Origin of the sequence: Sphingomonas sp. ID0503 (genome assembly GCF_048565625.1) — a bacterium.
Lineage (GTDB): Bacteria > Pseudomonadota > Alphaproteobacteria > Sphingomonadales > Sphingomonadaceae > JBLZUR01.
In genome coordinates this window covers 790,097-810,841 of record NZ_JBLZUR010000002.1, presented here as the reverse complement: position 1 = coordinate 810,841, position 20,745 = coordinate 790,097, and the positions used below count along the sequence as shown (strand labels likewise).

Genomic DNA, 20,745 nt, shown 5'->3' with positions numbered 1-20,745 from the left:
AGCATCCTTCGATACGGCACTTCGACAAGCTCAGTGCCTACTCAGGACGAACGGTTCTGTGATGAGGAAGTATTTGTGACCGACGTCTTCAAGTCCCTTGATCCCGCGACCGGGGAGATCGTCTGGGAAGGCCCCGCCGCCTCCCCCGCCGAATGCGAAGCCGCCATCGCCCGCGCACGCGCCGCCCTACCCGGCTGGCGGCGGACTTCGCTTGAGGAACGGATCGGCTTCGCGCGCGCCTTTGCCGGCGTGCTGGAGGCGCGGAAGGAGGAACTGGCGACACTGCTCGCGCGCGAGACCGGCAAGCTGCTTTGGGAGACGCGGGCCGAGATCGGATCGATGGTCAACAAGGTGACCGTTTCGATCGCCGCGCAGGCGGAGCGCGCGGGTACGCGGTCGGCGGCGATGCCGTTCGGGCAGGCGGTGCTGCGCCATCATGGCCATGGCGTGATGGTGGTGCTCGGGCCGTACAACTTCCCCGGCCATCTGCCGAACGGGCACATCGTCCCTGCCCTGCTCGCGGGCAATACCGTCGTGTTCAAGCCGAGCGAGATCGCCCCTGCGTTCGGCGAGGCGATGGTGAAGGCGTGGGGTGAGGCGGGGCTGCCGAAGGGCGTGCTGAACCTCGTCCAAGGTGCGCGGGCGACGGGCGAGGCGCTGGTCGCGGGCGACATCGACGGGCTGCTGTTCACCGGATCGGCGGGGGCCGGCGCGGCGCTGAAACGGGCGACGATCGACCGGCCGCATCTGATCCTCGCGCTGGAGCTGGGCGGCAACAACCCGCTGGTCGCCTGGGACAAACCCGAAGCGGCGGCCTCGATCATCGTGCAGTCGGCGTTCGTCACCACTGGACAGCGTTGTTCCTGCGCGCGGCGGCTGATCGTGCCGGAAGGTCCGGCGGGCGATGCGATCGTCGAGGCGCTGGACGCGATGGCGGGGCGGCTGCGCATCGCCGCCTGGGACGAGGAGGGCGCGGCCTTCATGGGTCCGCTCGTATCCGAACAGGCGGCGGCCGGTGCGCTAGCCTCCTATCAGGGGCTGGTGGCGCAGGGAGCCAAGGTGATCCGCGCGTTCGAGAACGTCGAGGGCCGGAGCGCGGCCTTCGTCTCCCCTGCCATCATCGACGTCACGGGCGTGGATGTGCCCGATGCGGAGATCTTCGCCCCTGTCCTCCAAGTCCTCCGCGTGCCTGATTTCGATGCGGCGATCCGGACGGCGAATGCCACGCAGTACGGCCTGTCGGCGGGCCTGATCAGCGGTGACGCGGCGCTCTGGGAGCGGTTCGTCGGCGAAATCCGGGCGGGCGTCGTGAACTGGAACCGGCCGACGACGGGTGCGGCGGCGAACATGCCGTTTGGCGGGCTGGGATCGTCCGGCAACCACCGGCCGAGCGCCTATTACGCAGCGGATTACTGCGCCTATCCTGTCGCCAGCTTCGAAGCCGAAGCGGTCGAAGCGGTCGAGGTGCCGGGGCTGATCTAGGCGGTCGTTACCGGGCGGACTGGCGCGCCATCGGCAGGAGCTTGCTGGGGACGGCGCGGAAGATCGGCGTGACGTTGTTGAGGGCCGGCGTTCCGCCCTCCCCCGCCCGAACCTCGCGCATGACGCGCACGACGAGATCGCGGATCGCCCGCTTGGCGGGAGTCATGTGCAATGACGGCAGGTTGGCCAGAGCGAGGATGCCCTTGATGTCGGGGTTGATCACGCGCTGGGCGTCGAACACGCCCTGGCGAACCTCATCGACCACACAGCTGAGCGGCAGGACGCCGCAGGCCTCGCCCGAGCGGACGATGGACTTGATCACGCTGACGGCCTCCGTCTCGATCGAGGCCTTGAAGGTCCGCCCCTTCTTCTCCGCGACGTGATCCAGGATCTTCCGCCATGTCGTCGACTGACAGGAGACGACGAGGGGATGCTCGAACAGTTCGTCGAACTCGATGGTCTCCGTGCCTGACGAGGTGCCGGCCTTGCTGACCAGGCAGAACTCCTCGACATCCAGCGGGATCAGATCGAGGTTCGAGCTCTCCGGCAGGCTGAAGAGGATGGAGAAGTCGAGCCGTCCGTCCTGCAGCCATTCGTAAAGCATCGCGGTGCTGGCGTCAGTCATGTAGAGGGTGACATCGGGCAGTTCGTCGCGGACGCGGCGGTAAAGCTCGGCCGCGATCATGCCGGACATGGTGGAGGGCACACCGACCGAGACCGTGCCGGTCGCCTGAGCGCGGCGGTCGCGGATGCTGGAGATCGTCTCCTGATAATAGCTCAGCAGGGTGGTGGCGCGGGCGTAGAGGTTATGCCCCTCCTCCGTCAGCTCCACCCCGCGATTGCTGCGTTCGAGGAGCTTGACGCCAAGCTCGACCTCCAGATTGGCGATATGGACGCTGAGCGCCGGCTGGGCGACGTGGAGCCGCTCGCTGGCCTTCATCAGGCTGCCACAATCCGCGATCCCCACGAAATAGCGCAGGTGGCGAATATCCATACCGGTCATCCTCTCTGTTTTCGGGCAGCCTACTCCGGCACTTCGCTTTAGGGAAGCTTCACCTGGAGCAGGCCTTCAGCCCTATTCGCGACTTTGATTACCCTCCAGGCTTGCCGACGAACGCCTCCATGATTTCGGGCTGGATCTGGTCGGTACTGCCCTTTTCCGCCGCGTGCTGCGCGATCTTGGCGCCGACTGCTGCCTGCAATTCGCCACGGAACTTGGCGTTGTGTTCGCGCAGCCAATGTTCGGAGGCGATGCGATTGGTGCTCAGCTGGTTGATCTCGGGGATGACGTAGCGGGCGAACAGCTCGAACGAGCGCTTGGTCTCCGCCCAGTCGGCCCAAGGGATGCCGAGTTGCAGGAAGGAGCCGAAGCCGCCGGATTGCTCCTGCAGCCGCTTGATCTGGGCGACCGCGTCTTCGGGCGTGCCGATCACCGCGAAGCCGCTGTCGATCATCGCGTCGATCGGATCGACGCCGGGCGGCGGGGTCAGCGGAAGGGCGGCGACGTTCACGAAGTAGTCGCTCCAGCGGTGGAAGCCCCACTGAACATTTTCGCGCGCCTTTTCGCGCGTTTCGGCGATGTGCATCGGCCCGACCAGCCGCCAGTCGCGGCGGTTGACGGTCTGGCCATGCTGGGCCGCCATCTCCTCGCAGATCTGCCAGCTGGTCGATAGCGCGTTGAAGCCGCCGGCCGAGGTCGCGCCGATCGAGAGCAGCGACAGGCCGAGCCGCCCGGCACTGCGCGCGCCCGTCGGCGAGACCTGGTTGGCGACGGCGATCTCGACGCCCTGCTCGTTATAGGACGTCAGTTGCAGCCGCGCCTCCTGCAGCTTGAACCAGTCGGTCTCCATCGACACCGTCTCACCGTTCAGCAGGCGGACGATGGGTTCGAGTGCCTCGTCCATGCGATCGCGGACGCGCGGGGTGGGAATGCCCTGCATATAGGCGTCCGAGGGGAGCGATCCCGGGCCGACGCCCATCATCACCCGGCCCTTGGTGAGATAGTCGAGCTGCCGGATGCGGTCGGCGAGGATGTAGGGGTGATGGTAGGGCAGCGACGACACGCCCGTGCCGAAGCGGATGCGCTTGGTGCGCTCGGCCGCGGCGGCGATGAAGACCTCCGGGCTGGCGCTGATCTCCCACCCGCCCGAGTGATGCTCGCCAAGCCAGATCTCGTCATAGCCGAGCTTGTCCATCCATTCGACGAGTTCCATGTCGCGGTCGAGCGCGAGGGCCGGATGCTCGTTGAGCGGATGGAAGGGGGCAACGAACGCACCGAAGCGAAGCCGGCCGTCGGACATTGGCGATACTCCTCAGAAATCCTCTCACGCATTTGATAGTCTTGCATGCGCGCGATCACATCTTGGTATTGGATATGCGGCTATAAGGCGGGACTATAACGCCCGCGAAATCAGCCGGCGGTGAAGCCACCGTCCACGGGAAGGCTGACGCCGTTGATGAAGCCGGCATGGTCGGACAGCAGCCAGCGTACCGCCTCCGCGACATCGGCCGGCTTGCCGAAGCGGCCGATCGAATGACGGCGGAGCAGCGGGTCCACGGCGGCGGCGAAGTTCGGGTCCGAGAAGAGGCGATCCTCGGTCATCGGGGTGAGGATCAGCCCCGGCAGCACCGCGTTTACCCGCACCTTGGTCTCACCGAACTCGGCCGCGCCGGCGCGGGTGAGACCCAGGATGCCGGCCTTCGAAGAGGCGTATTCCGCCATGTTCGGCTGCGTCGCGATTGCGCCTGCCGAGGCGGTGTTGACGATGGCACCGCCACCCGTCCCGCGCATGGCCGCGATCTCGAACTTCATGCAAAGAAAGATGCCGGTCAGGTTGACGTCGATGACCTTGCGCCATTCGTCGGCGGTGAGATCGGGCACCGACTTGCTGTGCAGTTCGATGCCGGCATTGTTGAACGCGCCGTCGATGCGGCCCCATTCCTGGATAACGGCGTCGATGGTCTTTTCGACCTCCGCCTCCTTCGACACGTCGCAGCCGAGGGGGAGGCTTTCGCCACCGGCCTGCCCGATCTCCTCCGACACGGCGCGGGCCGCGTCCTCATTACGATCGATCAGCGCGACCTTCGCGCCGTCGCCGGCGAACATCATCGCCGCTGCCCTGCCGATGCCGGAACCGGCACCGGTTACGACGACCACCTTGTCCTTCAACATCACCCGCTCTCCCGGTCTCGTTTGCTTTTAATAGCGGAAGCCAAAGGTTGCGCCGTAGGTGGCCGGCCGTCCGGCGAAGCGAACCTTGGCGTCGTTCACGACCGCGGCATTGGTCCAATAATAGGTGTTTGTGATGTTGCGGCCCCAGAAGGTAAGGCGATAGCGGCCGTCCGCCGTTTCGAAGCCGGCGCGCACATCGAGCAAGGTATACGAGTCGATCTTCGAAGCGGGATCGCGGCCGACGACGGCATAGGTCGAGGCGTTATAGTTGACGTTGCCGCCGAAGGTCGCGTTCAGAGTTTCGGAGAGCGGGAAGGTATAGTCCATCGACCCCGCGATCTGCCATTTGGGCGCGAAGGGCACCGGGAAGCCGGCGAAGTTCGCGGCCTGACCGGCGCCGTTGATGCCCGAATAGCGGGTGATCTCGGCATCGAGATAGGTGGCCGAACCGCTCATCGTCAGGCCCTGGACGGGCCGCGCGGTGATCGAGACTTCGCCGCCCTTCACCTTCGACTTGGGGATATTCACCAGCGCGTCGAGGACGCCGAAGACCGGATCGATGATCTTGGAACGGAGCTGCTTGTTCTTGTAGTCGTAGTAGAAGCCGGCCGCCGTGAGCGAGATGCGGCGGTCGAACAGCTGCAGCTTCACACCGCCTTCATAGTCGAGCACCGATTCCTGGACGACGGGTGCGAACTGCACGTCGCTCGACGCGGTGGCGGTCGGGAAGCTGCCGGCCTTATAGCCCTTCGACACGTTGAAGTAGATGAGCGCGGTCGACGACGGCTTGTAGTCAATGCCGGCGCGCCAGGAGATGTTGTCCTCGTTCAGCTTGTCCTGGAACAGGCCGGGCAGATTGTCCGGGCCGAGGTTGATGCAGCCGCCCGGCGGGATCGGCGGCGTCGGCGTGCCGCGCAGCGCGCTGGAGATCGAGGTCAGCAGCGCGGCGGTGAGGCCGTCGCCATTGTCGAGCGTGCAGGACGTGTTCTTGCGCTTGCTGGAGGTGTAGCGCACGCCCGCCTTCAACGTGATCTGGTCGTTGACGTCGAAGTCGCCGTTCGCGAAGCCGGCCAGATTGGTCATCCGCTGGTTCGAGAAGAAGTTGTTGCCGACGATGCCGAGCGACGCCGCAGACGTGGAGGCATTGACGCGCAGGACGTTGAAGTCGTCGACCTTGCTGTGTTCGACATTGCCGCCGACGATCCAGCGGAAACGATTGTCGGAGCCGTTCGCCAGCCGCAGTTCCTGCGAATAGCTGTCGATCTTGCCGATGACGTCGAAGGTGAATTCCTGGATGCGCATGCCATCCGGATCGTTCACCTGGTCCCGCTTGAAGTGGATGTAGGAGCTGAGCGAGGTGAGCGTGATGTCGGGCGTCAGGTCGAACTCGCCGCGCAGGGCCGCCTGGAACTGCTTGTCGTCGCCTGACGGACGATCGATGCCGGTGCCCCAATCCGCCGCGCGCGGATTGCGCGGGGAGAAGGGGTAATTGGCGAGCGCCGGGAAGGCAGTCACGTTCTGCGGGAAGTATTCGATGTATTGCGCCGCCTGGGGATCGGACTTGTCGATGCTGCCGTTCAGGTTGAGGCGGAAGCGGACGGTGGGCGCGGGATCCCAGTCGAGCAGCAGGCGGCCGGCAAGGACGCGCGACTTACCCAGCTTGTCGTTCGTCGTGTAGCTCTTCTGCCATTCCTCGCCATGCTCGGCCTTGACCGCAAGACGTGCCTTCAACGTGTCGCTGATCGGGCCGCTGATATAGGCGTTTCCACTGAAGGTGTCGAAGCGGCCGTAGCTGAGGTCGCCCCCTGCGGCGAACTTGTCGGTCGGCTTGGCGGCGACGAAGTTGATCGCGCCACCCGTCGCGTTCTGCCCGAAGAGGGTGCCCTGCGGCCCCTTCAGCACCTCGACCCGCTCGGGATCGAGGCTGGCCTGGGTCGCGAGCACCGGGAAGGGCAGGCCCACTTCGTCGACATAGACGCTGACGTCGGGATAGGCGGCGAGCGAGGTTTCGTAGAAGCCGACGCCGCGCAGCGTATAGACCGGCGTGTTGTTGGCGCTGTTCGCATAGGTGAGGCCCGGCGTGACCTTGGCGAGATCCGCCACGCTGACGATGCCCTGCGCCTTCATCTGGTCGCCGCTGAGCGCGGAGACGGTAAGGCCGACGCGGCTGAGCGATTCCGAACGCTTCTGCGCGGTGACGACGATGTCGGCGACGCCCTCCGACTCCACGGCACCCGAGCCCGAGCCCGGCTGTGCGGAGGCGGATGTCTGCGATCCCGTGGCGCTGCTGCCGGCAGGGGCGCCCGGTGCGGCGGTGGACTGCGCCCAGAGCGGGGTCGCCACGGCAAGGCCCACGGTGAGCGCCGTGGTGCACGAAAGTCTGCTCGTCAGGTTCATATCTTGCCCCTCCATTGTCGCCACGCGTCCAGGTTCGATCCGGCGGTGACATTGCGATGCGTCGAACATCGAGCGGAGGAGATGCGTCAGGTTGCAAGCAGCCTGAAACACGAACTCGGTCTAGCGATATAGGCGCGGGCTATATCGATCATAGGAAAGCTTGCCGGTATAACGCTTTGCGATGGCGCCCCCGCAATTAAGTTCTTCCAAGAACAGCCGCGCCGCCCTCCAATGCGAAGATCAGCGTCCAGTCTGATCGGAAAGAGGGAGAGGCATTTTGGCGAGATTTACGGGCAAGGTCGCGGTCATCACCGGCGGCGCATCCGGCATGGGCGCGGCGGCGGCGCGGCTCATCGTCAAGGACGGCGGGCAGGTCGTTCTTGGCGACCTCAACGCGTCGCTCGGCAATGAGCTGGTCGAGGAGCTCGGCAGTCAGGCGGCCATGTTCCAGTCCTGCGACGTGTCGGACCTCGCGGCGATGACGAACCTCATGGAACAGGCGGAGAAGCGCTTCGGCCGGCTGGACATCCTCTTCAACAATGCCGGCATCGGCGGCATGGGTTCGACCGAGGACGCCACGCCCGAATTGTGGCGGCAGGTGATGGAGATCGACCTGTTCTCCGTCTTCTACGGCTGCCGCGCCGCGATCCCGCTGATCCGTAAGGCCGGCGGCGGGGCGATCATCAACAACGCGTCGATCTCCGGCCTTCTCGGCGACTTCGGCATGGCACCGTACAACGCGGCGAAGGGCGGCGTCATCAACTATACCCGCAACCTCGCTCTCGATCTCGCCAAGTCGAACATCAGGGTCAATGCGATCTGCCCCGGCGCGATCGAGACGCCCCTGTTCTCCGGCGTGAAGGCCGCGCCGGGATTGTACGAGGCCTTCGTCGGCGCGACGCCGCTCGGGCGGGTCGGCCGTCCCGAGGAGGTGGCGGAGGTCGTCGCCTTCCTGGCGTCCGACGCGGCTTCCTTCGTGACGGGGGCGATTATTCCGATCGACGGCGGCGTGACCTGCGGCACGGGCCTGCCGAACATGAACGACTTCATGGCGGATCTGAAGAAGCAGTTCGGGTGAGTGGCAAGCGCCCGCCGGTGCAACGGCGGGCGCGTATCACCTCTACCCGCGGACCAGCACCATGCGTCCGGTCACCTTGCCGTGATGAAGCTCGTCCAGGGCGCGGTTGGCTTCGTCATGCGGGCAGAGGGTGACCGGGGTGGGCTTGAGCTTGCCAGAATTGGCGAGTGCGATGACCGCGCGGAGGTCGTGGGGATCGCCGGTCAGGCTTCCCAGCACCGCCTTGGCGCCGAAGATCATGCCGGCCAGCGACAAGGTCAGCTCTCCGCCGGCGACCCCAACGATGATGAGCTTGCCGCCCTTCGCCAACGCGTCGAAGCCTGCGCGAGCGGTGGCATCCGCACCGACGAAGTCAATCACCGCCGCCACCGGTCCGCAGCTGTCGAGAATGCGCTGGGTCAGCCCCTCACCCGTCCCGTCGACCACCTGCGTCGCGCCCTCGTGAAGCGCGGCGCCGCGCTTCGCCGGATCGATGTCGACGGTGACGATGTTGCGATGATCCATCGCCTTCAGCATGGCGATGCCCATTAGGCCGAGGCCGCCTGCGCCGATCAGGACGACGGGCGCATCCGGCGACAGGGGCATGATCTTGCGGATCGCCGAATAGACCGTGATGCCCGAGCAGGCGTAGGTGGCGGCGAGCGCCAGATCGACATTACCGGGGTCCACCAGATAGCGGGCATGCGGCACGAGGACGTGGCTGCCGAAGCCGCCGTCGCGGACGACGCCGATCGCCTTCGGCGTCGCGCACATATTGTCATGCCCTTCGGCGCAATGCTCGCACGCGCCGCAGCCGAGCCAGGGGTAGACCACGCGCAGATCGCCGACCACCACGCCCGTCGCGTCCGGCCCGAGCGCGACCACCCGTCCCGCGACCTCATGCCCCGGTGCGCGGGGGAGTTCGACGCCGCGATCGGCCAGCTTCAGGACCTTGCCGCCGCCGAGATTGTACTCGCCTCTCCAGAAATGCAGGTCGGAATGACAGACGCCGCAATGGGTGACCTCGACCAGAACCTCGCTGCCCACCGGGCTCGGCGTGGGGCCGGTGAAGTGCTCCAAAGGGGCGCTCGGCGCGACGACTTTCCAGGCTTCCATGTCCGTCTCCTATTCTTCGAAGGCGCGGGCGAGCGCGGCCAGCCCGTCGCGGTGGAGCGCCGTGGCGGACGCGCTCCCCTCGACCAGATTGAAGCCGTGATAGGCGCCCGGGTAGAGGTGCATCTCGACCGGCACGCCCGCAGCCATCAGGCGACTGGCGAGGGCGAGCGCCTCATCTGCGAAGAGGTCGATTGCGCCGACGGCAAGAAAGACCGGCGGCAGGCCAGAGACATCGGCTGCGCGGCCGGGAACGGCATAGGGCGGAGGAGCCGCGCGGTCCTGCCCCGCCAGTAGCGAGGCCCAGCCGAAGCGGTTGGCCGCCGCGTTCCACACATATCGACCATTATGCGGGTGTTCGCCCGTGCGATCGTCCAGCATGGGATACAGCAGATGGAGATGCGAGATCGGCGGCGCGCCCTCGTCGCGCTCCAGCAGAGCGAGGCCAAGAGCGAGGCCGCCGCCGGCGCTGACGCCGCGCATGGCGATGCGGGTTGGATCCACGAACCCACTCTCCCGCAGCCAGCGCAGTGCCGCCTGGCAGTCATGAAGGGCCGCAGGATAGGGATGTTCGGGCGCGAGGCGGTAGTCGGGCGAGAGCACCACGCATTGAAGCGCGCGCGCGAACAGCCGCGCGGTCGCATCCTCGCGCTGCGCTGTGCCTGCGACATAGCCGCCGCCGTGGATGTTGAGCAGAGCGGGTGCCGCTCCCCCGCGATCGGCGGGACGGTAGAGGAGAGCGGGCACCTGGCCGCCGTCCGCGCCGGGGATCGACACCTCGGCCAACTCGACGCCATCCGACAGGCCGAGCACGGGAGGGGTTCCGGCGATCATCGCCCGCACGCCTGGCAGGCCCTCCGCATCGAGCGCGCCGAGATCGGGCAACGCGAGGAGCGTATCCTTCAGGTCGTCAGCGACGAGGGCAAGTGCGGAGGCGTCGGTCATCCCGCCGAGGGCACCGTCTCACCGACGCGGCTCAGGTCGAAGCCGGTATAACCCTGCTCGGCGATCTCGCTGCAGCGGCGCTGGTAGACATCGACGCCGGCGACATAGGGCATGAAGACGCGCGGCTTGCCGGGTATGTTCGCCCCGAGATACCAGGAGTTCGCCTTTTCGAAGAGCGTCCCGCGCGCGACCTCGTTCACATGGGCGACCCAGGCCTCCTGCGCGTCCCGCTCCGCTTCGATGAGGTTCAGGCCCTGCGCGCGGAGATGGGTGATGCAGTCCGTAATCCACTCGGCATGATGTTCGATGGAGAGAACCATGTTGCTGATGACCGAGGGGCTTCCCGGCCCGGTGACGAGGAACAGGTTGGGCACGCCGGCGACGGCGAGGCCCAGATAGGTCTTGGGTCCCGCCTGCCATTCCTCCCGGACCGAAACGCCGTCCGTCGTGCGGATGTCGACCGCCAGCACGGCGCCGGTCATCGCATCGAAGCCGGTCGCGAAAACGATCATGTCGAGTTCGTGGCGGGCACCGCTCTGCAGTTCGATGCCCGTCGGCGTGATGCGCGCGATCGGATCGGACTTCACGTCGACCAGCGAGACGTTGTCCCGATTATAGGTCGCGAAGTAGTCGGTGTCGACGCAGATGCGCTTGGCCCCGATCGGGTAGTCGGTCGGGGTCAGCAGGCGGGCCGTCTCCGGATCCTGGACGATCTCGGCTATCCGCTCACGAACGAAGCTCGCGGCAGCCTCGTTCGACTCCGGATCGCGGCCGACATCGTTGTACGCGTAGAGGAAGTTCGTCCCGCCCTTCAGCCAGCGCCGCCGGTACTCGGCCTCGCGCTCCTCGGGGGACGCAGCGCTGGCCGGCGTCTGTCCGTATTCGTGCAGCACGCCCGACCGGGTGTCGCGCGCCTGCCGCCGCAGTTCCGGATATTGCGCCTTCCACTTGCGCACATGTTCGGGGTCGAGCGGGGCGTTCCGTGCGGGGACCGAGTAGTTCGGGGTGCGCTGGAAGACGGTCAGCGTCTTTGCATCGCGGGCGATGACCGGGATCGCCTGAATGCCCGAGGATCCGGTCCCGACGACGCCGACACGCTTGCCGGTGAAGTCGACCGGCTCCTTCGGCCAGCGACCAGTGTGGAAGACCTCGCCCGCGAAGCTTTCGAGGCCGGCGATGTCGGGCAGGCGGGAAGCCGAAAGCGCGCCCGTCGCCATGATGAAGAACTGCGCGTCGAGCGTGAGGCCAGTCTCGCTGGCGATCGTCCAGCGCGCCGTCCCCCGATCGAAGACGGCGGACTTCACCCGCTCGTTGAAGCGGATGTCGCGATAGAGGTCGAGCCGCTTGGCGACATGGGTGATGTAGGACAGGATCTCCGGCTGGGCGGCGAAGCGTTCCTGCCACTCCCATTCCGACTGGATCTCTTCGGAGAAGGAATAGCTGTATTCCAGGCTCTCCACGTCGCAACGCGCGCCCGGGTAGCGGTTCCAGTACCAGGTTCCGCCGACATCGTCGCCCGCCTCAAGAACAACGGCAGAGAAACCTGCCTGACGAAGACGGTGGAGAAGATATAGCCCGGCAAAGCCAGCACCGACGACGACGACATCGGCCGAAATCGCGTCCGACTTGCTTTGCACCGCGTTCAACTGCGACATTCTGATCCTCTCATGCCCTAAGGCCGCAGCACTCGGCTGGTCTGGCATCCTACTGGAATCACCGTGTCATGGCCGCCGGGGCGTCGAAACTAGGATCGGCGACTGCCTTCATATCAATCGGATATAGCTAATCGCGCTTAGGGTCAGGACTCATTGTGGTAGCCAGAAGATGATGGCGGCGGCGATGCAGATGGCCGAGAAGAAGGTGTGCGCGCATCGGTCATAGCGTGTGTGGATGCGTCGCCAGTCTTTGAGGCGGGCGAACATGTTTTCGACGCGATGACGCTGGCGGTAGAGGGTGGTGTCGTGCGGGATCGGCACCTTGCGCGAGCGGGTGGACGGGATGCAGGGCGCGATCCCGCGTTGAGCGAGTGCGGCGCGGAAGCGGTTGCTGTCGTAGCCGCGGTCGCCGAGCAGTTCGCGGGCAGGCGGCAAGACCGGCAACAGCAGGGCAGCACCTTTGTGGTCGCTCATCTGCCCTTCGGTCAGCAGCATCGCGACGGGGCGCCCCTGTCCGTCGCAAACGGCGTGGAGCTTCGAGTTCAGCCCGCCTCTGGTCCGGCCGATGCAGCGGGGAGCAGCCCCTTTTTGGCAAGGCTCGCCGCCGTGCGGTGCGCCTTCAGGTGGGTGGCGTCGATCATTAGCCGTTCGGGCGGGGCACCCTCGGCCGCGAGCCCTGCGAATATGCGCTCGAACACGCCGAGCCGGCTCCACCGCACGAAGCGATTATACAGCGTCTTGTGCGGTCCGTAGCCAGCCGGCGCATCCTTCCACTGGAGGCCGTGGCGGATGACGTAGACGATCCCGCTCACCACCCGTCGATCATCAACCCGCCGCAGCCCGCGCGAGCGCGGGAAGAACGGCTCGATGCGCGCCATCTGTGCGCGCGACAACAGCATCAGGTCGGACATGGCTCACCTCCGACCCGATTGGAATCACATGCTCACGCCGTCGTAAAGGGTCCTGAGCCTAGGCGAGGTTGAGCCAGACGGTCTTGTTCAGAAGGTATTCGTCGAGGTGCCAGGGGCCGCCCTTGTTGCCGTAACCGCTCTGCTTCGCGCCGGTGAAGGTGACGCCCGGGTCGGTGACACCGTAGCAATTGGCCCAGGTCATCCCGCAGCGCAGGTCGCGCGCGACCCGGTGGACCCGCCCGACATCGCGGCTCCACACCCCACCACCCAGACCATAGACGGTATCGTTGGCGAGCTTCACGACCTCGCTCTCGTCATCGAACGGGATCGCCGTCACCACCGGGCCGAAGATCTCCTCCCGCGCGATGCGCATGTCGTTATGCGCGTTGGCAATCACCGTCGGCGTGACGAAGAATCCGGTGCCGAGCGCGCCTTGCAGCCGCTCGCCGCCGGAGACGATCCGCGCCCCGTCCGCGCGGGCGACGTCGAAATAGGATTCTACCTTGTCGAGCTGCGCGCGCGAGGCAAGCGGTCCAACCTGCGTGTCCGGATCGAGGCTGTGCCCGACGCGGAGCGAGCGGCCGACCTCGGCCACCGCCTCCACGAAGCGATCGTAGATGCCGCGCTGGACGAACAGGCGTGTACCGGCGTAGCAGATCTGGCCGGTATTGTTGAAACAGGCCATCGCAGCGCCCCGCGCCGCCGCCTCCAGATCGACATCGTCGAAGACGATGTCGGGGGACTTGCCGCCGAGTTCGACCGACACCCGCTTGATGTTGCTGGCCGAGGCCTCGATGATCTTGCGGCCGGTGGCGGTCGATCCCGTGAAGGTGATCTTGTCGATGCCGGTATGCGCGGCAAGCGCGGCACCGGCGGTCGCACCCGGGCCCGGCACGACGTTGACGACGCCGTCCGGCACGCCCGCCTCCTGCAGGATCTCCGCCATCATCAGGGCCGAGAGCGGCGCTTCCTCTGCAGGCTTCAGGACGAGGGTGCAGCCGGTGGCGAGGACCGGGCAGATGCTCCACAGCTGGGTGATGAGCGGGCCGTTCCAGGGGATGATCGCACCGACGACGCCGAGCGGCACCTTCAGCGAGTAGCTCATGAAGTCGCCGGGCACCGAATTGCTCATCACGTCGCCGCGCGTGCTCAGCGCCTGCGCCGCATAGTATTGGAAGGTCTGGCGTATCCAGCGCCGGAAGGTCGAAGTGCGGGCGATCGGCGCGCCCATGTCGAGCGTCTCCAGCCGGGCGAGATCGTCGAAACGCGCTTCGATGCGGGCGAGGACGGCGAGGAGCAGAGACTGGCGATCGAGCGGCTTCCAGTCGCGCCACGCGCTATCGAAGGCGGTGCGCGCGACGGCGACCGCCGCATCGATGTCCGCCGCCCCGCCCCGTGCCACCTTCACCAGCACCGATGCGTCCGACGGGTTGATGCAGTCGAACGTTTCGCCGGACGCGGCGTCGCGCCACTGACCGCCGATGAAGAGCTGCTTCGGCGCGTTACCGAGGAACGGATGATCGATCATGCTGGCACCTCGCCGGATGGGGCTGGTCAGGGGGACGACACCGCTCTGACGGTCGCGGGCAGGGCCGCGAAATAGCATTTGCCTCTGCCGCGATACCGAGTTGCTATAGCGGCGGACGTCGGAGTTTAGGCCTTCGGCGCGGCCGCCCGCGCGATCGCGTCCAGCACCGCCTCATCCAGGCTGGTGCGGCTGCGCAGAACTGCCTGCGTGTCCGCGCCGAGTCCGTGGCTCGGCTCCAGCGGCACGTCCTCCACGCCCTCGTAACGCATCGGCGAACGCTGCACGACGATCTCGCCATATTCCGGGTGCTGGATGCGGGCGAGCGTGCCGCGCGCGTGCATGTTGCGGTCCTCCATGACCTCCTCCAGCCCGCGAACCGGCGCGCAGGGGATTTTGGCGGACATCAGCAATGCAAAGATGGTCTCGGTGTCGAAGCCGGCGGACCAGGCACCGATGATTTCGTCCACCTCGTCCATATGCGACACGCGCAGCTTCAGCGTCTGGTAGCGTTCGTGCTGGGCGAGGTCGTCGCGGCCCATCACGCGGCAGAGCGCCTGCCAGTGAAGATCGCCGACGCAGATCAGCGCGATATGGCCATCGGTCGTCGGGTAGACGTTGTACGGGCATTCGGCGAGGCCGCCGTGGCGGTTGCCGGTGCGCGTCAGCTCGGCCTTGCCGCCGGTGAACCAGTGCATGCCGAAATTGGAGCTCATCGACGCGTAGATGGCGTCCTGCATCGACACCTCCAGCCGGCGCGCGACGCCGGTCCGCTCGCGTTCGTAGAGGGCGGTGGCGATCGCGCCGTAAAGGTGGATGCCGGCGAAGAAGTCGGCAATCGCCGGCCCCGCCTTGACCGGCGGCTGATCGGGGAAGCCGGTGATCTGGATGGCGCCGGACATCGCCTGGATAGTCAGGTCCATTGCGGGATAATTCGCGTAAGGCCCGTCGCGACCGTAGCCGGAACTGGATGCGTAGATCAGCTTCGGGTTGGCGGCCTGAAGCGTCGCGCTGCCGAGGCCGAGCCGATCCATCGCACCGGGCGCGAAATTCTCCACAAGCACGTCGGCCTCGGCGGCGAGCGCCTTCAGCGCCTCCTTGCCCTCGGCGCTCTTGAGGTCGAGCATGATCGACTGCTTGCAGCCGTTGAGCATGGCGAAGGGAAGACCCGCGCCACCGACCACGGCGCGTCGGCGCAGCGGCTCACCGCCCGGCGGCTCGACCTTGATGATCGTCGCCCCGGCGAGCGCCATCAGATAAGTGGCATAGGGACCGTTGTAGATCTGGGTGAGGTTGATGACGACCAGACCTTCCATCGGATAGTTGATGGTCCCCGCAGCCCCTGTCGTCACATGCCTCGTCCTGATGGTTCGATATGGCGGTAGCCATTCGGGGGCCGGCACCGAAGGACCGTCTGGCTATGTTGATATAGGCCGGCGCTATAGCCGCGTCCTATTGCCAGCCGCCGCCGAGCGCCTCGAAGACGCGCACCTCGTCATCGACCAGCTGGACCTCGGCGCTGGTGCGGAGCGCCTCGCTGTCTGCGAGCGTGCGCTGGGCGTCGAGGAGCGAGAGGAAATCGCTGCGGCCGAAGCGGAAGAGGCGGCCGGCCTGCTCGGTCGAAAGCTGGGCGCTGTCACGAGCCTGGATGAGAGCGTCGAGCCGTTCCCGATCGCGGGCATAGGTGGCGAGCGCCGTCTCCGCATCGCGCAGCGCGCCGAGCACCGTCGCATCGAAGCGGGCGAGATCGCCCTGCACCTGCGCCTCGGCCTGGGCGATGCGAGCGCGCACGACGGGGCGGTTGGGGAAGGACCAGCTGATCAGCGGGCCGAGGCTGAAGCCGAAGGACGAGCCGGAGCCGAGGCGACTGACCGGTCCGTCCAGCCCCACCGATCCGCCGAGGCTGACCTGCGGGTAGAGGTCCGCCACCTCCACCCCGATACGCGCCGTATCGGCGGCGATCGTCCGTTCGGCCGCGCGGATGTCGGGGCGGCGGCGGATCAGTCCTGCCCCGTCGCCGGCCGGCAAAGCGCGGTTCAGGCGCGGCAGGGTCGCGCACGCGGCGACCTCGCGCGGGTAATCGGCCGCCGGCCGGCCGAGCAGGGCCGCGAGCGCGTAGAGCGCGGCGTCGCGCTGGGCGGCGAAGGCAGGCAAGGCCGCCTCGCTGTTGCGGAGCGCAGCCTCGGCGCGGCTGACGTCGAAGGCCGTGCCACGTCCTCCTTGCGCGAGGCGGCGGGTCGCCGCCAGCGTGTCGCGCTGCACGGCGGTAACACGGGCGTTGACGGCGAGGCTGTAGTTCGCGCCGCAGACGTTGGCATAGGCGCGGACCACCGATGCGGCGACGGTCGCACGCGCGGAGTCGCGGGCGGCGAGGACGGCCTGCCGGTCGCCCTCGCTCGCCTCGATCGCCCGCGAGATCTGCCCGCGGACATCGAGGGGATAGGCGAGCGACAGGCCGAGGCTGTAGCCGACCACGCCGGGCAGGCTGCCGCCGAGCTGCGACGGCCGGTCAAGACTCGCGCCGCCGCCGATACTGGTGGACAGGGTGCGGCCGGCCGCGACCTCGCGCAACACCGCCTCGGCACGGGTGAGGTTGGCGTCTGCGGCACGGAGGTCGGCATTGGCGGCGAGCGCCTGGGTGACCAGTCCGTCGAGACGGGGGTCGTCGTAGAGCCGCCACCAGGCGTCCGGCGCCTCCTCCGCGCTGAACGAAGGCCCACGCGCCGCATCGAACGGCCCGGTCGCGGCGGGCAGGTTGGCGGCGGCATGTTCGGGCGGACGGTAATCGAGCCCGGCGGTGGCGCAGGCGCTGAGCGCGAGGCACAGCGCCAATCCGATCGCGCGCATGGTCATCGTCCGCTCGGCTGGATCGTCACCGTCGCCGTGCGCCCGGCGATGAGGCGGATGTCGGCCGGCACCTCGGTCAGGCGGATGCGGACGGGGATGCGCTGGGCGAGGCGAACCCAGGAGAAGGTGGGGTCGACATTGGGGAGAAGGTTGCCCGCATTGCTGCGCGTCGCGTCGTCGATGCCATAGGCGATACTGTCGACGCGGCCGCGCAGCTCCCGCCCCTCCCCCATCAGGCGGATGGCGACGGGCGCGCCGATGCGGATGCGGGGGAGCTTGGTCTCCTCGAAATACCCCTCCACGCGGACGCTGTCGCGGTCGATCAGGGCCATCGCCTGCTGCCCCGCGCCGACATAGTCGCCTGGGTGAAGATCGAGATTGGTGACGACGCCGTTGACCGATGCGACGACATGGGTGCGGCTGAGGTCGAGGGCGGCGGCCTCGCGCGCGCTCGTCGCTTCGGCGAGGCTCGCCTGCGCGGTGGTGACGCGGGCGACGTTCTGTTCGTGGGTCTCGGCCGCGACGAGGTCGCCGAGCGCGAGGTCACGCTGTGCTTCGCGCCGGGCCTGGCCGAGCGTGGCTCGCGCGCTGGCGATCCGCGCCTCCGCCTGCTGGAGCGCGAGGGAGTAGCGGGGGCGATCAATGACGAAGAGCAGGTCGCCCGCGCGCACGGCCTGGTTGTCGCGGACGGCGACGCTGGTCACCAGCCCGCCGATGTCCGGCGTCACCCGCACCACATCCGCGCGCACCCGCCCGTCGCGGGTCCAGGGATCGCGCTCATAGCGGTTCCACATCCACAGAGCGATGAGGATGGCGAGGATGACGATCGCGATGGTGGCGGCGCTGCGCGCGAGCGGCGCGACGAATCTCTTCATGACTGAATACCGAACTTGGGGAGCAAGGCGGCGAGGACGCCGAGGACGATGACGAAGATCGCGAGATCGACGGCGGCGCGATAGGCGAACGCGCGGTGGAGCCCGAAGGCGTTCATCACGCGCAGGATCAGGAAAGTGATCAGCAGGGCCGCGCAGCCGAGCAGGAGGAGCGTGGGCACGAAGACGCCACCGATCGCGACCTCCCCGATCATGCCGCCGCCCGTTCGAACGGGGCCGCCGCCGGGAAGAGGCTGCGGCGCAGGCTGACGAGGCCGATCGCGGCGGCGCGGCGTACCCGTGCGTCGGGATCGCCGAGCAGCTCGTCCATCGCGGCGTTGATGTCTCCGCGCAGGCGATCGTCGGGTGCGGCGGGGGCGGCCGGATCGAGCTGGCGGTAATGGTCGCTGACGCCCGCCAGCACGCGGGTCAGCGGCTCGGCCTGTCGGTGCAGGTCGATGCGCAGCTGGCGGAGTTCGCCGATCGATAGGCCGGTGCGGAGGTCACGGAGCGCGTCGTAGAGGCGCGCGGTCTCTCCCTGCGCGGCGAGGCGCGGGGCGAGGAGCGCGATGCGGTCGAGCATCCGGTTGAGCCAGCCGCGCAGGTCCGGCGGAGCGGCGAGATTCGCGCGATTGGCGATGTCGCGCCATCCCGCGCGGATCGTCCGCCTGACCGCGCTCTCACCGCCCGCCGAGCGCAGCAGGCGCACCATGACGATCGCGAACCAGATGCCCGTCACCTGCGCCAGCGCGCCATTGATGAAGGCGGGGAACGCGTTGACGTAGCGCGCCGAGATCAGCGCCGGGCTGCCGAGGCCGAGCAGAACCGGAAGTGCCACCGCACCCCAGCGCGGCGAGGTCATCAGCGATCCAAGCCACAGGAGCGGCGGCGCGAGAGCGGCGGCCAGCATCGGAAAACCGTCGAGCCGGGGCATGATCGCATAGCCGTAAATCGCACCGAGCACCGTTGCGACGCTGGTGCCGATCAGGAAGGCGCGGAGCGGCGCCACCGGATTGTCGACGGCGGCGAAGAGCGCGAGGAACACGCCCGCCATCATCACGGCAGCATAGCCGTCCTGCCATCCGCTGCCGATCCAGAGGGTACAGCCGACGATCATCGTCACCGCAGCCGCGACGGCTCCGCCGAGCGCGCCGCGATGGTCGCGGTGAAGTTCACGGTTGCGGGCGAGGCCCACCAGTTCGGCAACGCGCGGGGTGACCGCGCGGGCGCTCGACGCGGCCATCTGCGCGCGGAGGTCGAGGCAGTCGCGGAAGGCCGCGATCAGGTCGGCGAGGCGGCTGGCGAGGCTGAGCACCATCATCTCGGTCCAGCTCGGATCCCGTTCCAGCGGTGGTTCCAGCGCGCGGCATCGGGCGATCAGCGCATCCGCTTGCTCACGCCAGTCGGCAGCGGATGCATCGTCGAATAGGGCGCGTGCGTCGGCCAGCACCTCAGCCAGCGGCGGCGGGAGGTCGCGGCCAAGCTGCACGATGCGATCCTCGACGGCCGCGGCGAGGGGCAAGAGCAGCGAGAGCTGATCCTGCAGAGCGCGGACGGTGCGGAGGCGCGGCGCGATGCGGGCGGTCTCGAAGGGAAGATGGACGGAAAGCTGGTGCAACTCGGTAACGTCCTGCGCCAGTCTGCGGCGTTCGGCATCGAGGGTCGGACCACCCTCCCCCGACAGCGAGTCCCGTGACCAGCGGGCGGCATCGCCGAGGATCGCGTCGACCCGGGCGAAGAGCAGGTCGGTCACCGATCCGGGGAAGACGACGCCGTGCACCAGGCTGCTGCAAAGGATGCCGATCAGGATCTCCTGCACGCGGAGCGAGGCGATGGTGAAGATCTCGCCCGGCGTGTCGAGGCTGGGCAGCGCGATCAAGCAGGTGCTGTAGCCCGCGAGCACGAACATGTACGAGCGGGGCGTGCGATCGAGCAGCGAGACGTAGACGCACAGGCCAAGCCAGGAGGCGAGGGCGACCACCAGCAGCGCCGGGGTGTCGACCAGCGTCGGCACCATCACCACCGTCGCCGCCGCGCCCGCGATCGTGCCGAAGACGCGGAACGCCGCCTTCGACAGCACCGCCCCGGCGAGCGGCTGGGCGACGATATAGGCGGTGAGGAACGCCCAATACGGCCGCTCCAGACCGATGCGCAGCGAGAGCCAGAGCGCGAGCATGGCGGCGGCAAAGCTCTTCAGCGAGAAGAGCGCGGCCGTCCATCCGAACCGATCGGTCATAGCCCCAGCCTCCGGCCGCCGAGCCGCGCGGCGACCGAAGCGAATACGCCCAGGACCCGGTCGAGGTCCGCGTCCGAGATGCCGGTCAACAGTTCGCGCCGAAGCGCGGCGAGCCGCTCCTCTGCGACCGCCGCGAGTTCCATGCCCTTGGCGGTAAGCCGGAGCGGGCTGGAGCGGCGGTCGGCAGGATCGACGCTGCGCTCGACCAGCCCGTCAGCGATGACAAGCTGGACGGTGCGGGCGAGCGACGGCTCGGTGATCCCGATCGCCTCGGCCAGATCGACCTGCCGGACATCGGGACCGAGCCGTGCGAGGTGGACGAGGCACCATGCCGCCGCAGACTTGATACCGAGCCCGCCGAGCGCCTCATCCGCCGCCGCATGCCAGCGACGCGCCAGCGGGTACAAGGCGGACGCCGCCTGCCGTTCCTTCTCGTGCCGAGTCACGCGCGAAACTTAGGATGCTAAGTTTCTTCCGCAAGTCCCCCGACCGCCGCATGTGCAGTGCCGATACGCTGACCCGGCGCTTCCACC

17 protein-coding genes are annotated in these 20,745 nt (G+C 67.6%); 2 read left to right on the top strand and 15 right to left on the bottom strand.

The features are described 5' to 3' along the window. Positions 1–75 precede the first annotated feature (75 nt). Positions 76–1,482: a succinylglutamate-semialdehyde dehydrogenase gene (gene astD / locus ACM608_RS04890; protein ID WP_419682139.1), complete on the top strand. Its 1,407-nt coding sequence runs from the start codon at positions 76–78 to the stop codon at positions 1,480–1,482. Positions 1,483–1,489: 7 nt separating this feature from the next. On the opposite strand, the gene ACM608_RS04885 is transcribed toward astD, so the two are convergent. The 4 genes from ACM608_RS04885 to ACM608_RS04870 all read right to left on the bottom strand — a co-directional run bounded on the left by ACM608_RS04885 (position 1,490) and on the right by ACM608_RS04870 (position 7,051). Further along, positions 1,490–2,485 (bottom strand): LysR family transcriptional regulator, encoded by a 996-nt coding sequence (locus tag ACM608_RS04885; RefSeq protein WP_419682138.1) that lies wholly within the window; start codon positions 2,483–2,485, stop codon positions 1,490–1,492. 88 nt (positions 2,486–2,573) lie between these two features. Then, complete coding sequence (locus ACM608_RS04880; protein ID WP_419682137.1) at positions 2,574–3,782, bottom strand: LLM class flavin-dependent oxidoreductase; 1,209 nt, start codon at positions 3,780–3,782, stop codon at positions 2,574–2,576. A gap of 110 nt (positions 3,783–3,892) precedes the next feature. After that, positions 3,893–4,654 carry an SDR family NAD(P)-dependent oxidoreductase gene (locus ACM608_RS04875; RefSeq protein WP_419682136.1) on the bottom strand — a complete coding sequence of 254 codons (762 nt, stop codon included), beginning with the start codon at positions 4,652–4,654 and terminating at the stop codon, positions 3,893–3,895. A gap of 27 nt (positions 4,655–4,681) precedes the next feature. Beyond that, entirely contained in the window at positions 4,682–7,051 is a 2,370-nt protein-coding gene (locus ACM608_RS04870; RefSeq protein ID WP_419682135.1) for a TonB-dependent receptor, read from the bottom strand. A gap of 277 nt (positions 7,052–7,328) precedes the next feature. Here ACM608_RS04870 and ACM608_RS04865 point away from each other — a divergent pair, with 277 nt between their 5' ends. Continuing rightward, positions 7,329–8,129: an SDR family NAD(P)-dependent oxidoreductase gene (locus tag ACM608_RS04865; RefSeq protein ID WP_419682134.1), complete on the top strand. Its 801-nt coding sequence runs from the start codon at positions 7,329–7,331 to the stop codon at positions 8,127–8,129. A 42-nt stretch (positions 8,130–8,171) separates the two neighbouring features. Here the strand turns inward: ACM608_RS04865 and ACM608_RS04860 are convergent, their stop codons facing one another. From ACM608_RS04860 to ACM608_RS04810, 11 genes are all read right to left on the bottom strand, one after another. Then, positions 8,172–9,224, bottom strand: coding sequence for an alcohol dehydrogenase (locus ACM608_RS04860; RefSeq protein WP_419682133.1), 1,053 nt, complete (start codon positions 9,222–9,224; stop codon positions 8,172–8,174). A 9-nt stretch (positions 9,225–9,233) separates the two neighbouring features. After that, complete coding sequence (locus ACM608_RS04855; RefSeq protein WP_419682132.1) at positions 9,234–10,166, bottom strand: alpha/beta hydrolase; 933 nt, start codon at positions 10,164–10,166, stop codon at positions 9,234–9,236. Next, complete coding sequence (locus ACM608_RS04850; protein WP_419682131.1) at positions 10,163–11,821, bottom strand: flavin-containing monooxygenase; 1,659 nt, start codon at positions 11,819–11,821, stop codon at positions 10,163–10,165. Before ACM608_RS04850 ends, ACM608_RS04855 begins: the two co-directional genes overlap by 4 nt. Positions 11,822–11,971: 150 nt before the next feature. Then, positions 11,972–12,732, bottom strand: a protein-coding gene (locus ACM608_RS04845) for an IS5 family transposase (RefSeq protein WP_419682130.1) whose coding sequence is annotated in 2 segments (ribosomal slippage) — positions 11,972–12,399 and positions 12,399–12,732 — 762 coding nt in all. Because the reading frame shifts where the segments join, the coding sequence is not laid out codon by codon here. A 58-nt stretch (positions 12,733–12,790) separates the two neighbouring features. Beyond that, positions 12,791–14,260 (bottom strand): aldehyde dehydrogenase family protein, encoded by a 1,470-nt coding sequence (locus ACM608_RS04840; protein WP_419682129.1) that lies wholly within the window; start codon positions 14,258–14,260, stop codon positions 12,791–12,793. 125 nt (positions 14,261–14,385) lie between these two features. Beyond that, positions 14,386–15,609 (bottom strand): CaiB/BaiF CoA transferase family protein, encoded by a 1,224-nt coding sequence (locus ACM608_RS04835; RefSeq protein ID WP_419682128.1) that lies wholly within the window; start codon positions 15,607–15,609, stop codon positions 14,386–14,388. A gap of 100 nt (positions 15,610–15,709) precedes the next feature. Then, positions 15,710–17,110, bottom strand: a complete 1,401-nt coding sequence (locus tag ACM608_RS04830; protein WP_419682127.1) for an efflux transporter outer membrane subunit — start codon at positions 17,108–17,110, stop codon at positions 15,710–15,712. Further along, complete coding sequence (locus tag ACM608_RS04825) at positions 17,107–17,979, bottom strand: efflux RND transporter periplasmic adaptor subunit (protein WP_419682126.1); 873 nt, start codon at positions 17,977–17,979, stop codon at positions 17,107–17,109. Before ACM608_RS04825 ends, ACM608_RS04830 begins: the two co-directional genes overlap by 4 nt. Next, positions 17,976–18,191: a DUF1656 domain-containing protein gene (locus tag ACM608_RS04820; RefSeq protein ID WP_419682125.1), complete on the bottom strand. Its 216-nt coding sequence runs from the start codon at positions 18,189–18,191 to the stop codon at positions 17,976–17,978. Before ACM608_RS04820 ends, ACM608_RS04825 begins: the two co-directional genes overlap by 4 nt. Next, positions 18,188–20,212, bottom strand: coding sequence for an FUSC family protein (locus ACM608_RS04815; protein WP_419682124.1), 2,025 nt, complete (start codon positions 20,210–20,212; stop codon positions 18,188–18,190). The genes ACM608_RS04820 and ACM608_RS04815 overlap by 4 nt, the downstream gene beginning before the upstream one ends. Continuing rightward, positions 20,209–20,658, bottom strand: a complete 450-nt coding sequence (locus ACM608_RS04810; protein WP_419682123.1) for a MarR family winged helix-turn-helix transcriptional regulator — start codon at positions 20,656–20,658, stop codon at positions 20,209–20,211. Before ACM608_RS04810 ends, ACM608_RS04815 begins: the two co-directional genes overlap by 4 nt. Between the last annotated feature and the right edge of the window lie 87 nt (positions 20,659–20,745).